13 protein-coding genes and 1 tRNA gene are annotated in these 13,312 nt (G+C 66.4%); 7 read left to right on the top strand and 7 right to left on the bottom strand.

Annotated features, from left to right (window positions below):
• The first annotated feature begins 46 nt into the window (after positions 1-46).
• The 6 genes from rnr to HWX87_RS17070 all read left to right on the top strand — a co-directional run bounded on the left by rnr (position 47) and on the right by HWX87_RS17070 (position 7,263).
• Complete coding sequence (gene rnr / locus HWX87_RS17095; RefSeq protein ID WP_176048208.1) at positions 47-2,527, top strand: ribonuclease R; 2,481 nt, start codon at positions 47-49, stop codon at positions 2,525-2,527.
• A 148-nt stretch (positions 2,528-2,675) separates the two neighbouring features.
• On the top strand, positions 2,676-3,419 hold the full coding sequence (rlmB, locus tag HWX87_RS17090) for a 23S rRNA (guanosine(2251)-2'-O)-methyltransferase RlmB (RefSeq protein WP_176048207.1): 744 nt from the start codon (positions 2,676-2,678) through the stop codon (positions 3,417-3,419).
• Positions 3,420-3,518: 99 nt separating this feature from the next.
• Positions 3,519-4,391 (top strand): N-acetylmuramoyl-L-alanine amidase, encoded by an 873-nt coding sequence (locus tag HWX87_RS17085; RefSeq protein ID WP_176048206.1) that lies wholly within the window; start codon positions 3,519-3,521, stop codon positions 4,389-4,391.
• A 92-nt stretch (positions 4,392-4,483) separates the two neighbouring features.
• The gene (gene rpiA, locus HWX87_RS17080; protein ID WP_176048205.1) at positions 4,484-5,179 is read left to right on the top strand and encodes a ribose-5-phosphate isomerase RpiA; all 696 of its coding nucleotides are present in this window, start codon (positions 4,484-4,486) and stop codon (positions 5,177-5,179) included.
• Positions 5,180-5,458: 279 nt separating this feature from the next.
• Positions 5,459-6,175 (top strand): FCD domain-containing protein, encoded by a 717-nt coding sequence (locus HWX87_RS17075; protein ID WP_175961523.1) that lies wholly within the window; start codon positions 5,459-5,461, stop codon positions 6,173-6,175.
• 101 nt (positions 6,176-6,276) lie between these two features.
• On the top strand, positions 6,277-7,263 hold the full coding sequence (locus HWX87_RS17070; protein WP_176048204.1) for a Gfo/Idh/MocA family oxidoreductase: 987 nt from the start codon (positions 6,277-6,279) through the stop codon (positions 7,261-7,263).
• A gap of 55 nt (positions 7,264-7,318) precedes the next feature.
• On the opposite strand, the gene HWX87_RS17065 is transcribed toward HWX87_RS17070, so the two are convergent.
• The 7 genes from HWX87_RS17065 to HWX87_RS17035 all read right to left on the bottom strand — a co-directional run bounded on the left by HWX87_RS17065 (position 7,319) and on the right by HWX87_RS17035 (position 12,614).
• Complete coding sequence (locus tag HWX87_RS17065; protein WP_176048203.1) at positions 7,319-8,011, bottom strand: amino acid ABC transporter permease; 693 nt, start codon at positions 8,009-8,011, stop codon at positions 7,319-7,321.
• Between the two features lie 122 nt (positions 8,012-8,133).
• Positions 8,134-8,928: a cystine ABC transporter substrate-binding protein gene (locus HWX87_RS17060; protein WP_176048202.1), complete on the bottom strand. Its 795-nt coding sequence runs from the start codon at positions 8,926-8,928 to the stop codon at positions 8,134-8,136.
• 100 nt (positions 8,929-9,028) lie between these two features.
• A complete protein-coding gene (locus tag HWX87_RS17055) occupies positions 9,029-10,066 on the bottom strand; it encodes a quinone-dependent dihydroorotate dehydrogenase (RefSeq protein WP_059234588.1) in 1,038 nt (345 codons plus the stop codon).
• Between the two features lie 99 nt (positions 10,067-10,165).
• On the bottom strand, positions 10,166-10,996 hold the full coding sequence (locus tag HWX87_RS17050) for an arginyltransferase (RefSeq protein ID WP_176048201.1): 831 nt from the start codon (positions 10,994-10,996) through the stop codon (positions 10,166-10,168).
• Positions 10,997-11,029: 33 nt separating this feature from the next.
• A complete protein-coding gene (gene aat / locus HWX87_RS17045) occupies positions 11,030-11,794 on the bottom strand; it encodes a leucyl/phenylalanyl-tRNA--protein transferase (protein ID WP_176048200.1) in 765 nt (254 codons plus the stop codon).
• A gap of 11 nt (positions 11,795-11,805) precedes the next feature.
• Positions 11,806-12,351, bottom strand: coding sequence for an NUDIX hydrolase (locus HWX87_RS17040; RefSeq protein ID WP_021161562.1), 546 nt, complete (start codon positions 12,349-12,351; stop codon positions 11,806-11,808).
• A 186-nt stretch (positions 12,352-12,537) separates the two neighbouring features.
• Positions 12,538-12,614, bottom strand: a tRNA-Met gene (locus HWX87_RS17035).
• A gap of 198 nt (positions 12,615-12,812) precedes the next feature.
• On the opposite strand from HWX87_RS17035, the gene HWX87_RS17030 reads away from it, so the two are divergent.
• Entirely contained in the window at positions 12,813-13,310 is a 498-nt protein-coding gene (locus HWX87_RS17030) for a heme-degrading domain-containing protein (RefSeq protein ID WP_176048199.1), read from the top strand.
• Positions 13,311-13,312 lie beyond the last annotated feature (2 nt).

Raw genomic sequence — 13,312 nt, 5'->3', positions numbered from 1 at the left:
CCGTGCACCATCAGTCAACGCAACGAGAACAATCATCGACAAACCCTTGAGCAAATATCCGTACCCCATTCCGAGCCGTGAAGAAATTCTCGGCGTGCTGCGGACGAGCGACGCGTCGCTGGCTGCCAACGACATCGCCGAAGCCCTGTCGATCAAGCGTCAGGAGCGCGAGGGGTTCTTCCGGCGTGTCGCCGCGATGGAGCGCGACGGCCAGATCCGCCTCGACAAGCGCGGCCATTATCAGTTGACCCATCCGTCGAACTTCGTCGCCGGGCGCGTGCAGGGGCATCGCGACGGTTACGGGTTCGTGATCCGCGACGACGGCCAGGACGACCTGTTCCTGCCGAACGGCGAAATGCAAAAGGTGATGCACAACGATCGCGTGCTCGCGCGAATCGTCGGCTACGACCGCCGCGGCCGCCCGGAAGGGCATGTCGTCGAAGTCACCGAACGCGCGAACAAGCGCGTGATCGGCCGCCTGCTCAACGAGAACGGTGCGCTGATCGTCGCGCCGGAAGACAAGCGCATCGGCCACGACATCCTGATCACGCAGAACGTGAAGAAGGCGAAGGTCGGGCAGGTCGTCGTCGTCGAGCTGACCGATTTCCCGAGCCGTCATTCGCAGCCGCTCGGCCGTGTCGTCGAAGTGCTCGGCGACATCGACGATCCGGGCATGGAAATCGAAATCGCGGTGCGCAAGTACGGCGTGCCGCACGAATTCAGCCAGCCGGCGCTCGACGAAGCCGCCGCGCTGCCCGACAAGGTGCGGCCGACCGACCTGCGCTTCCGCGTCGACCTGCGCGACGTGCCGCTCGTGACGATCGACGGCGAGGACGCCCGCGACTTCGACGACGCCGTCTACTGCGAGCCGGTCAAGGTCGGCCGTGGCGACGGCTACCGGCTGATCGTCGCGATCGCGGACGTGTCGCACTACGTACAGCCGGGCACGGGCCTCGATGCCGACGCGCTCGAACGCAGCACGTCGGTGTATTTCCCGCGTCGCGTGATCCCGATGCTGCCGGAGAAGCTGTCGAACGGCCTGTGCTCGCTGAATCCGCACGTCGACCGCTGCGTGCTCGCGTGCGACATGGTGATCACCGCGCGCGGCGAGATCAAGGCGTACCAGTTCTACCCGGCCGTGATCCATTCGGCTGCACGTCTCACGTACACCGAAGTCGCGGCCGTGCTGTCGAACACGAAGGGCCCGGAGGCCGCGCGCCGCGCGGACCTGTTGCCGCACCTGCAGGATCTGTACGGCGTCTACAAGTCGCTGTTCGCCGCCCGTCAGAAGCGCGGGGCGATCGACTTCGACACGACCGAGACCTACATCGTCTGCAACTCGCAGGGCAAGATCGAGCAGATCGTGCCGCGTCAGCGCAACGACGCGCACAAGCTGATCGAGGAGTGCATGCTGGCCGCGAACGTCTGCGCGGCCGATTTCCTGAAGCGCAACAAGCATCCGGGCCTGTACCGCGTGCACGCGGGGCCGACGCCGGAGAAGCTCGAGAACCTGCGCGCATTCCTGCGCGGCATGGGCCTGTCGCTCGGCGGCGGCGACAAGCCGCATGCGAGCGACTACGCGGCGCTGATGGCGCAGATCCGCGACCGGCCCGATGCGCAGATGCTGCAGCCGATGCTGCTGCGCTCGATGCAGCAGGCCGTCTACAGCCCGGACAACATCGGCCACTTCGGTCTCGCCTACGAGGCGTACGCGCACTTCACGAGCCCGATCCGCCGTTATCCCGACCTGCTCACGCACCGTGCGATCTACGCGATCCTGTCCGGCAAGAAGTACACGCCGAAGGCGCCGGACGGCTTCGAGCTGAACACCGCGCTGTCGCCGCGTGCGCGCGCCATGCAGCAGGCCGACGACGAATCGCGCGGCCGCTCGCGCTCGAACACGGCGATCTGGGAAGAGCTCGGCCTGCACTGCTCGGCGAACGAGCGTCGTGCGGACGAAGCGTCGCGCGACGTCGAGGCATGGCTCAAGTGCTACTTCATGCGTGACAAGCTCGGCGAGGAGTACGGCGGGATGGTGAACGGCGTCACGTCGTTCGGCATCTTCGTGCAGCTCGACACGCTGTTCATCGAAGGGCTCGTGCACGTCACGGAACTCGGCTCGGACTACTTCCAGTACGACGAGATCAAGAACGAGCTGCGCGGTGAACGGACGGGCATTCGCTATCGTCTGTCGGATCGCGTGCGCGTCCAGGTGAGCCGCGTCGATCTCGACGCGCGCAAGATCGACTTCCGCCTCGTGCGCGATACGCCGGTGAAGGCGCCGCGTCCGTCGCCCGCGCCGGCTGCCGGCGGTGCCGATCGCAACGGCAACGGCAACGGCCCGCGCGTGCGCGCGCTGCCGCCGTCGTCGGAAGAGTCGGCGCCGCGTCGCAAGAAAGCGGCGAGCGCGCCGAGCGTCGCGGTGCAGGAAGCGCGCGCCGCGCGTGGCGCCGCGAAGAAGAAGGCCGGGGGCGGTGCGCCCGCGAAGCCGACCGCGAAGAAGACTCGCGCCCGCAAGAAGTATTGAGCGTTCGGGGCGGCGCACGCGCACGCCCTGCAGTATCGAGAGACGCCGCGTCACCGGTCATCGGCCGGCAGCGCGGCGCTTTCCTTTTCCATGGATCGCGGTTGCGCGCGTTGCGCGACCGCACGTTTGATCGAAGGTTGTTCCAGTCATGTCACGTCTGAAGGTTCTTTACGGTTTTCATGCGGTGACCGCACGTTTGCGGCACGATGCATCGACGGTTGCGGAGGTGCTGTACGACCAGACGCGCCGCGACCGCCGCATGCAGGACTTCCTGCACACCGCGAAGGAAGCGGGCGTGCGGTTGATTGCAGCCGACGAAACGCGCCTGTGGGGCCTTGCCCACACCGAGCGCCACCAGGGCGTCGTCGCGCGTGTCGAGGACATGCCGCTCGCGCAGAACCTGTCGGAGCTGCTCGACGGCATCCACGGCCCGGCGCTGCTGCTCGTGCTCGACGGCGTCACCGATCCGCACAACCTCGGCGCGTGCCTGCGTGTCGCCGATTCGGCGGGCGCGCATGCGGTGATCGCACCGCGCGACCGTGCAGTCGGCCTGAACGCGACGGCCGCCAAAGTGGCAAGCGGCGCGGCCGATACCGTGCCGTACATCACGGTGACGAACCTCGCCCGCGCGTTGCGCGAGCTGAAGGAAGCCGGCGTGTGGATCATCGGTACGTCGGACGAGGCGTCGGCGACCCTCTACGAAACCAAGCTCGACGGCCCCGTCGCGCTCGTGATGGGCGCCGAAGGCGAAGGCATGCGCCGGCTCACGCGCGATACCTGCGACGAAGTGATGAGCATCCCGATGGCCGGCAGCGTGGAAAGCCTGAACGTGTCGGTCGCCAGCGGCGTGTGCCTGTACGAGGCCGTGCGCCAGCGGCGCGTGAAGGGCTGAGGCCAGCTAAGTCCCGCGCGATCCGCGCGGGCCTCGAATGACCCGAACGACGCGTGCCGTGATGCGGTGCGGCACGCGCCTCTCCGGAACCCGTGACCGATGCCCCTGTTTCGTGTTGGCGCGTGCTGCGCCGTGTTGTGCCTGCTGGCGGCCTGCACGTCGCCGTCGCTCGTCGAACGCGGCACGTACTACGCCGACACGAGCCTGCATGCGCGCGGCGCCGATTCGCGGGTTCGCTTTCTTGTGATGCACTACACCGAAAGCGACGAGGCGAAGTCGCTGCGTACGCTGACGGGTGATTCGGTCAGCGTGCATTACGTCGTCCCGCCGCAGCCGCGCACCGAACACGGGATGCCCGTCGTCTACCAGCTCGTTCCTGAAGCGCAGCGCGCGTGGCACGCAGGCGTGAGCGAGTGGCAGGGCGCGACGGAGCTGAACGCGGTGTCGATCGGCATCGAGAACGTGAACCGCGGCCCGCTCGATCCGCAGAATCGTACCTGGCAGCCGTATCCGCCCGAACAGGTCCACGCATTGATCGACCTGTCGAAGGACATCGTCGCGCGCTACGGAATCCCGCCGACGCGCGTGGTCGGGCACAGCGACATCGCACCGCAACGCAAGATCGATCCGGGGCCGTTGTTTCCGTGGCGTGCGCTCGCGCAGGCCGGCGTTGGTGCGTGGCCGGACGAGGCGGCGGTGGCCGCGCGGCTTGGCGGCCGCGATCCGCATGCGCCCGTCGATGTACGCGAACTGCAGCTCAAGCTCGCGCGCTACGGCTACGACGTGCCGACCGACGGCGTGCTCGACGCACGCACGCGGCGCGTGTTCGCGGCGTTCCAGATGCATTTCCGGCCGTCGGACTATGCAGGCAACCCGGATGCCGAATCCGATGCAATCGTGCAGGCGTTGCTCGACAAATACTTTCCCGGCGCGCAACCGTCGGACAACGCGCCCGCGGCAGGCGCACCCTGAATACGCGGGCGCGTCACGCGCCGAAAAACCCGGGCCGTCATCCGAGTCCGGTAAACTGGCGGTTTTCCGTAATCCCGCAGCACGACCACTCCATGACTCAAGACGAACTCAAACGCCTCGTCGGCCAGGCCGCCGCCGACTACGTGATCCAGAACGTGCCGGAAGGCGCCGTGATCGGCGTCGGCACCGGCTCGACCGCCAACTGCTTCATCGACGCGCTTGCCGTCGTCAAGTCGCGCTATCGCGGCGCCGTGTCGAGTTCCGTTGCCACGACCGAGCGCCTGAAATCGCACGGCATCAAGGTATTCGATCTGAACGAGGTCGACTCGCTGCAGGTGTACGTCGACGGCGCCGACGAGATCGACGCGAGCGGCGCGATGATCAAGGGCGGCGGCGGTGCGCTGACGCGCGAGAAGATCGTCGCGTCGGTGGCCGACACGTTCGTCTGCATCGCGGACGCCAGCAAGCGCGTGCCGGTGCTCGGCGCGTTCCCGCTGCCGATCGAGGTCGTGCCGATGGCGCGTACGGCGATCGGCCGGCGCGTGACGGCGCTCGGCGGCGTGCCCGTGCTGCGCGTGACGAAAGACGGCGCACCGTACATCACCGACAACGGCAACGAGATCATCGACGTGAAGGGGCTGCAGATCGCCGATCCGCGCGGCTTCGAAGCGCAGGTGAATGCATGGCCGGGCGTCGTGACGGTCGGCCTGTTCGCCCAGCGCGGCGCGAATCTGTGCTTGCTCGGCACGGAAAACGGCGTTGAAACGATCGTTTATTCGGCTAATTGAAAGAAATGGCAAGCAGTCCGTAGCGGCACGTTGTCGACCGTAATGGATTGAATGTTTAAATCTTGTGGAAATCGGGATCCGGCAGGCGCGGCGCGCTTTCCGGGTCTTTTTTTTAGACGTATAAATCACCCCGTCAAAAAGAGGGATAACCCTGTCAGGTGTTTACCAGATAGCGAAATATCCTCGAACTCATCAACTTATAGATCATAAGAACAGTAGTAACCAGGGCCGGCGGAACTGCGGAGCAGGTGTTCGCAAATCGACGCACGGGGAGGTGTCATGGAGCAGGGCAAAGACCGGTCACTGGTCGCCAAAGTGATGGATGGGCTTGTCTCGGGTATCGTTGAAGACAAGTACGGCGGCATCTTGCCGCCGCAGGACGTGCTGTCGAAAGAGTTCGATGTGAGTCGTACGGTGATGCGAGAAGCATTGTCGATGTTGCTTGCGCGCGACATGCTGGACGTGCGGCCGAAAGTCGGCACGCGTGTGCGGCCGATGCGCGACTGGCGCATGATCGACGAAGACGTCGTGAGCTGGCGATTTCGGGCAAAACCGGATCCGCAGTTCATGCGCGACGTCATCGAATTCCGGATGCTGATCGAACCACGTGCGACCGCGCAGGCGGCGGTGCGTGCGACGGCAGCCGACATCGCGGGCATTCGCGAAGCGTTCGATGCGTTCAAGGTGCTGCAGCCGGGTGATCCCGGCTACGACACGGCGGACGAGTTGCTGCATACGCGGATCGTGCAGGCAAGCGGCAATCAGTTCTTCCAGCAGATGGCGGCGATCGTGCGCGGTGCGGTGCGTCTCGTGAATCCGCGCGTGGTGCAGAAGGAGGGGGCGCACGAGATTGCGGTGAAGGCGCATGCGCGTGTGGTTGACGCGATCGAGCGGCGCGATCCGCGCGAAGCCGAAGCGGCTTCGCTCGCGCTGATCGATTTCAGCGCCGACGAAATCTCGCGCGATTTCTCCGTCGACGTCCCGGTGCGTGCCTGACGTTGTTCGTGTCGCTCATCCGAGTGCTGGCGAGCCGTTTATCATGACGGCCGACCGGCAGCGTGCCGGTCACCGTCATACGACCGACACGGAAGATCAGGATGAACGACAACGACCAACGCCCGGTGCGCTTCGGCATCGTCGGCGCGGGCAGCATTGCGCGCCGCTTCGCGCAAAGCCTCCCGCACGTGCCCGGTGCCACGCTCGCCGGTGCCTGGGCCCGCCGCGCCGACGCTGCGGCAGCCTTTTGCGGCACTTGCGGCGGCACGCCTGCCGCGAGCCTCGAGGCGCTCCTCGCGAGCGATATCGACGCGGTTTATATCGCGACACTCCATGACAGTCACGCGCAGTACACGCTGGCCGCACTGGCCGCCGGCAAGGCCGTGCTGTGCGAAAAACCCGCGACGCTGAACGCGGCGCAACTCGACACCGTGCTGCAGGCGGCACGCGATGCCGGATTGCTGTTCATGGAGGCGATGAAGCCGCCGTTCTTTCCGCTGTACCGTCAATTGCGGGCGCATCTCCATAACGATCCGATCGGCGAGATCCGGCTCGTGCGTGCGGGATGCGCATCGTCGTCGGTGCCGGACGACCATTCCGTCTATCGCCTCGACCGCGCGGGCGGCGCGCTGCTCGATATCGGGATCTACGAGGCGTTTCTCGCGGTCGACTGGCTTGGCGCGGCGCTCGACGTGCAGACGCTCGGCCGCGTCGGCGCGACGGGCGTCGACGTGTTCGCAAGCCTGAACAGCGCGCATGCGAACGGCGGGATCGCCCAGCTCTTTTGCGGGCTCGATGTGATGGGGCGCGGCGACGCGCTGATCGCCGCGGCCGGCGGCCATGTGACGATCCACGAGAAGTGGTGGAACCCCGCTCGCGCGACGATCCGCTACGCGGACGGGCGTACCGTCGAACTCGACGCACCGGTCGACGGCGGCGGGTTGAACTACGAGACCGCGCACTTCTGCGACCTGCTGCGCGCGGGCAAGACGGAAAGCCCGATCATGACGCACGACCATTCGCGACAGATGATCGCGATGACCGATGCGGCGCGCGCCGCACTCGGCGTGCGTTATTCGGGCGAATAGGCGGGAAAAACGGGGCGCCGGGCGCGCGTGCGCGGCCCGGCGGAATCGCGTGCGCTCAGTGTCGCGACGGCAGCGACAGGCGCTTCTCGTACCAGCGCTGCACCCATTCGAGGATCTGGCACAGGATCCAGTACACGGCCGCGGCGGCGAGATAGAGCGGCAGCGGTTGATAGGTCGCCGCGATGACTTCCTGCGCGCTGCGCAGCAGTTCGGTCACGGTGATCACGGATACGAGCGACGTGTCCTTGATCAGGCTGATCAGGCTGTTCGACAGGCTCGGCACCGCGATGCGCAGCGCCTGCGGGCCGATCACGTAGCGTAGCGTCTGCCCCCACGACAGCCCGAGGCTGTACGCGGCGAGCCATTGGCCGCGCGCGATTCCGTTGATGGCGCCGCGCATGCTTTCGGACATGTAAGCCGCGACGTTCGCGGACAGCGCGATGACGCCGGCCGGCGTCGGGTCGAGCGAGATGCCGAGGCTCGGCAGCCCGTAGTAGATGACGAAGATCTGCACGAGCAGCGGCGTGCCGCGCATCAGGCTCACGTACGCGCGTGCGAGCCACGCGAGCGCGTTGACCCAGACGCGTTCGAAGCCGTCGAGTGCTTCGCTTTGCCGGATGCCCATCATCGCGAGCACGACGGCGCCAAACAGGCCGAACACCATCGACAGCACGGCGAACTTGACGGTCAGTACGGCGCCCTGGGCGAGCACCGGCAGCGATTGGACGAGCAGGGACGTTGTCGACATGGAATGCGAATCGAATGCGTGCGCGAAAGCGCAATCATAAACCGGACGAATAAAACAAAGGGCGGCATCGTAACGGATGCCGCCCTTTCCGCCCCGCCGTCAGGCGGGAAATGCAGGCGTGCTTACTTGATCGGTTTGGTCACGTCGATGCCGAACCACTTGTCCGAGATCTTCGTGAACGTGCCGTCGGCCTCGAGTTGCGCCATCGCGTCGTCGATCGCCTTCTGGAACTTCGGGTTGCCCTTCTTGAACGGAATGCCCGACGGGTTCGCCGAGCCGACGTTCGCACCCGGGCGCAGCGGCAGCTGCGAGTTCTTCGTCAGGTACGCGAGCATCAGGCGGTCGTTGAGCGCTGCGTCGAGGCGGCCGGCCGCGAGATCGCGCAGGTACTCGGGCGCACCCGGGTACGTCTTCACGTCGATGCCGGGCACCGACTTCGCCATGTCCATGTAGTTCGTGCCGAGCGCGACGCCGAGCTTCTTGCCCTTCAGGTCGTCCAGCGACTTGAATTCGCGCGTGTCGTCCTTGCGCTGGATCAGTTGCGCGGACGAGAACGTGTACGCCGGCGAGAAGTCGAGCGTTTCCTTGCGCTTGTCGGTGATGCCGACCTGGTTGGCGATCACGTCGAACTTGCCGGCTTGCAGGCCGGCGATGATGCCGCTCCATTCGGTCGTCACGAATTCGGCCTTCACGCCGAGCTTCGCCGCGACGGCTTTCGCGATGTCGACGTCGAAGCCGACGAGTTCGCCTTGCGGGTTCTTCGAGTTGAACGGCGGGAACGTGCCTTCGAGGCCGACGCGCAGCGTGCCGCGCTGTTTGACCTGGTCGAGGAGGTCGGCCGCATGCGCGGTCGCGGCGGCGAACGACGTGCCGATCAGGCCGGCAACCAGCAGCTTCTTCAGCAGCGAAAATTTCATCTTGTGTGTCCTTGCCCGGTCCGGGTCAATGATTCTGATAATGGGGCTGATGATAGCAAAAACGCTATCGACCATTAAATACAGTTTGTTTATGTCTATATTACGCGGTGCGTTCGCGGGCGATCGCCTTCACGCACTCGGACACGAGCGCCGGGCCGCGGTAAATGAAGCCGGTGTAAAGCTGGACGAGCGCCGCGCCGGCTGCGAGCTTCGCGCGGGCGTCCTCGCCCGAGAAAATGCCGCCGACGCCGATGATCGGCACGTCGTTGCCGACTTCGGCGTGCAGCTTGCGGATCACTTCGTTCGACGCGTCGAACACCGGGCGGCCCGACAGGCCGCCGGCTTCGTCCGCATGCGGCAGGCCCTGGACGGCCGCGCGCGACAGCGTCGTGTTGGTGGCGATGACCGCTTCGATCTTGTGGCGCAGCAGCGTGTCGCCGATTTCCTTGACCTGTTCGTCGTCGAGATCGGGCGCGATCTTCAGCGCGAGCGGCACGAGTTTGCCATGCAGGTCGGCGAGGCGTTGCTGCTTGTCCTTCAGCGCGGCGAGCAGGGCGTCGAGTTCGCCGGCGCCTTGCAGCTGGCGCAGGTTCTTCGTGTTCGGCGACGAGATGTTGATCGTCACGTAGCTCGCGAACGGGTACACGCGCTCGAGACAGTACAGGTAGTCCTCGGCGGCGCGCTCGATCGGCGTGTCGGCGTTCTTGCCGATGTTCAGGCCCAGGATGCCGCGATAACGGGCGGCCTGGACGTTCTTCACGAACTGGTCGACGCCGTGGTTGTTGAAGCCCATCCGGTTGATCAGCGCCTCGGCCTGCGGCAGGCGGAACATCCGCGGGCGCGGGTTGCCGGGCTGGGCGCGCGGCGTGACCGTGCCGACCTCGATGAAGCCGAAGCCAAGCGCCGCGAGGCCGTCGATGGCCGCGCCGTCCTTGTCGAGGCCGGCCGCGAGGCCGACCGGGTTGCGGAACGTGAGCCCCATCACGGTGCGCGGCGCGTCGGGCACGCGGGCCGACAGCGCGCAGGCGAGGCCCGTGCGGCCGGCCGCGCCGAGCGCGCGCAGCGTGAGGTGGTGAGCATCTTCCGCATCCATTTTGAACAGGGATGCGCGGGCCAGCGGATAGAGGGAACTGAACACGGGAATTGGGCGGACAGCCGGAATGAATGACAACCCGCTATTTTACCGGGAGTTGCGCGGCAGGGGCGTGCTTCGCTTCGTAGCCCCCTGCGGCGCGCATCAATTCGAGCCGGAATGCCCGCCCGGCAACGGCGCGCGGGCCAGCGCCGCGTCGACCGGCGGCAGGTCGATCCGTTCCGGGTCGAGCGTCTTCCAGCGGCCGTCGATCAGCCCCTCGAGCGGGTGGAAGTTCGCCTTGTACGCCATCTTCGGGCTCTCGCGGATCCAGTAGCCGAGGTACACGTACGGCAGGCCGAGGCTCTTCGCCTGCTCGATCTGCCACAGGATGTTGTAGGTGCCGTAGCTCGTGTGGCGGTCGTCGGGCTCGAAGAACGTGTAGACCGACGACAGCCCGTCGCCGAGGATGTCGATCATGCTGACCATGCGCAGCTTGCCGGGCTCGCCGCCCGGTGCGTCGAGGTCGCGGAATTCGACGAGGCGCGAGTTGATCCGGCTCTGCAGCAGGAACTGCTCGTACTGGTCGCGGCTGTCGCGATCCATGCCGCCGCCCGCGTGGCGCGCGGACTGGTAGCGCATGTAGAGCGCGTAGTGCTCTTCGTCGTAGTGCAACGGCGAAACCGTTGCGATCAGCGCGCGGTGCCGTTTCCACATCCTGCGCTGCGTGCGCGACGGCACGAACTCGCCCACGGGTACGCGCACCGGCACGCATGCGCGACAGCCGTCGCAGTACGGGCGGTACGTGAACACGCCCGAGCGGCGGAAGCCGGCCTTGACGAGCTCGGTGTAGATGTCGGAGTTGATCAGATGGCTCGGCGTCGCGACTTGCGAGCGTGCGATGCGGCCGTCCAGATAGCTGCACGGATAGGGCGCCGTTGCATAGAATTGCAGCGCCGAAAGCGGTGAAAGCGGCAGCTCAGTCGGGTGAGTCATGGGCAGCTCTCGATGCAGGGAAGGAGTGCCGCGCTAGCGCTCGATCCCGGAGGGCGCCGCCGTTTCGGCGGGGCCCGTCAGCGCGGCGAGCACGCGCTTGTCGAACTGCCACGGAATCGGCGGTTCGGCTACCGCGCTGCGCACGTGAGCGACAAACGCCTTGCGTGCGATCTCGCGGCCGCCGAGCGACGCTAGATGCGACGTATTCTGCTGGCAGTCTATCATCTCCAGCCCCTGCCCGCGAAGGTGCGCGATGAGCGTGGCGAGCGCGATCTTCGACGCGTCGGTCACGTCCGCATACATCGATTCGCCGAAAAACATCCGCCCGAACGACACGCCGTACAAGCCGCCGACACGGCGCCCGTCATGCCACGTCTCGATGCTGTGCGCATTGCCGGAGCGGTAGAGCGACGTATAGGCGTCGATGATCTCGGCCGTGATCCACGTGCCGCGCTGCCCGCGGCGCGGCGCCTGTGCGCACGCGCGCATCACGCCCGGAAAGTCGTGGTCGACGCGCACTTCCCATTCGGGCTCGCGCAGTACGCGCTTCAGCGTCTTGCGCAGCGAGGGCGACACCTTGAATTCGGCCGGCACGAGGATCATGCGCGGATCGGGGCTCCACCACAGCACGGGCTGGCCGTCCGAGTACCACGGGAAAATACCGCGCAGGTACGCGTCGATGAGGCGCGACGGCAGCAGGTCGGCGCTGGCGGCGAGCAACCCGGGCGCGCCGGTCGCGGGACCGAGCGCGCGCTCGATGGGCGGAAACGGATCGTCCGGGCCGAGCCAGGGGACCATGGGTCGCGGGCTCAGCCGTTGCGCAGCGAGCGGAAGATATCGCCGGTGTGCACGCCGTAGTCGCCGGCGGCGCGATCGGCGAAGAAGAATCGCAGGGTCTGGCTGACGGTCGGGAACGCGATCTCGTCCCACGGAATGTCGGCTTCGTCGAACAGCTTCACTTCGAGGCTTTCCTCGCCGGCTTCGAAACCCGGATCGGTGAGTCGCGCGAGGTAGAACAGGTGGACCTGGTGCACGTGCGGCACATTGAGCAGCGTGAACAGGTTCTGCACCTCGACGCGCGCGCCGGCTTCCTCGAGCGTTTCGCGCGCGGCGGCTTCCGCCGTCGTCTCGCCCATTTCCATGAAGCCCGCCGGCAGCGTCCAGAACCCGTAGCGCGGTTCGATCGCGCGGCGGCACAGCAGGATCTGATCGCCCCAGACCGGGACCGTGCCGACGACGTTGCGCGGATTCTGGTAGTGGATCGTGCCGCAGTGATCGCAGACGAAGCGCTCGCGGTTGTCGCCCGGAGGAATGCGCGCGATGACTTCGTGACCGCAGACGGAGCAGAATTTCATGTCGAGTGGAAGGGACGAGGTGATGCGAGTGTATCACCGGGGCGCGGCATTCTTGAACGCCTGCGCATGCAGGCCGCATGTCGTGCAAGGCGGAGGCGCGCGTGCGCGAAGAGGGCGCGGAGCATGGACGCGGAAAAACATAAAGCCCGGCGCTGGGCCGGGCTTTTTGCGTAATGCTGGACGGGTTGGTTGCGGGGGTAGGATTTGAACCTACGACCTTCGGGTTATGAGCCCGACGAGCTGCCAGACTGCTCCACCCCGCGTCCGTCGAAGAATTGAATTATATGGACTCTTCCGAATGCGTGCAAGCGTTTTTTGACAATCGCGTTGCAAGCGCTTGTGGGGCCGGTACGTGGAGCGCGTGCGCTAGAATCGAACGGTTTGTGTCGTCATCCCGGCAGCGGGGCCGTGCGCGATCGCATCGGCGCCGTTGCGACTCTCATTACTGCATCGACGTATTCATGGACATCGCTCACGATCTGCAATCGATCGGCGCGCAGGAACAGGCGCTCGTGTTTCCCCATTTCGACCCGGCCCGCGCGTGGGCGCTCGGCAACCGGATGCATGCGCTCGCGGCGTCGCGCGGCCATGCGGTCGCGCTCGACATCGTCACGTTCGGCCAGCCGCTGTTCTATGCGGCGCTCGCCGGCGCGACACCCGACAATGCCGACTGGGTGCGCCGCAAGCGCAACGTCGTCGCGCATTTTCGTCGCAGCTCGTACGCGATCGGCCTGCGCATGCAACAGGCCGGCGCCACGCTCGCGGACAAGCACGGGCTGCCGCTCGCCGAATATTCGCCGCACGGCGGCTCGTTCCCGCTGACTGTCGCCGGTGCCGGCGTGATCGGCTCGATCACCGCGTCGGGGCTGCCGCAGCGCGCGGATCACGAGTTCGTCGTCGAGGCGCTGTGTGCGGAGCTCGGCCACGACTACGCCGTGCTGGCCCTCGCAAGGAGCTGAGC

Source organism: Burkholderia sp. BCC1644 (assembly GCF_902833225.1).
In the GTDB taxonomy this organism is placed as follows: domain Bacteria; phylum Pseudomonadota; class Gammaproteobacteria; order Burkholderiales; family Burkholderiaceae; genus Burkholderia.
This window is presented reverse-complemented; position numbering and strand designations above follow the sequence as displayed.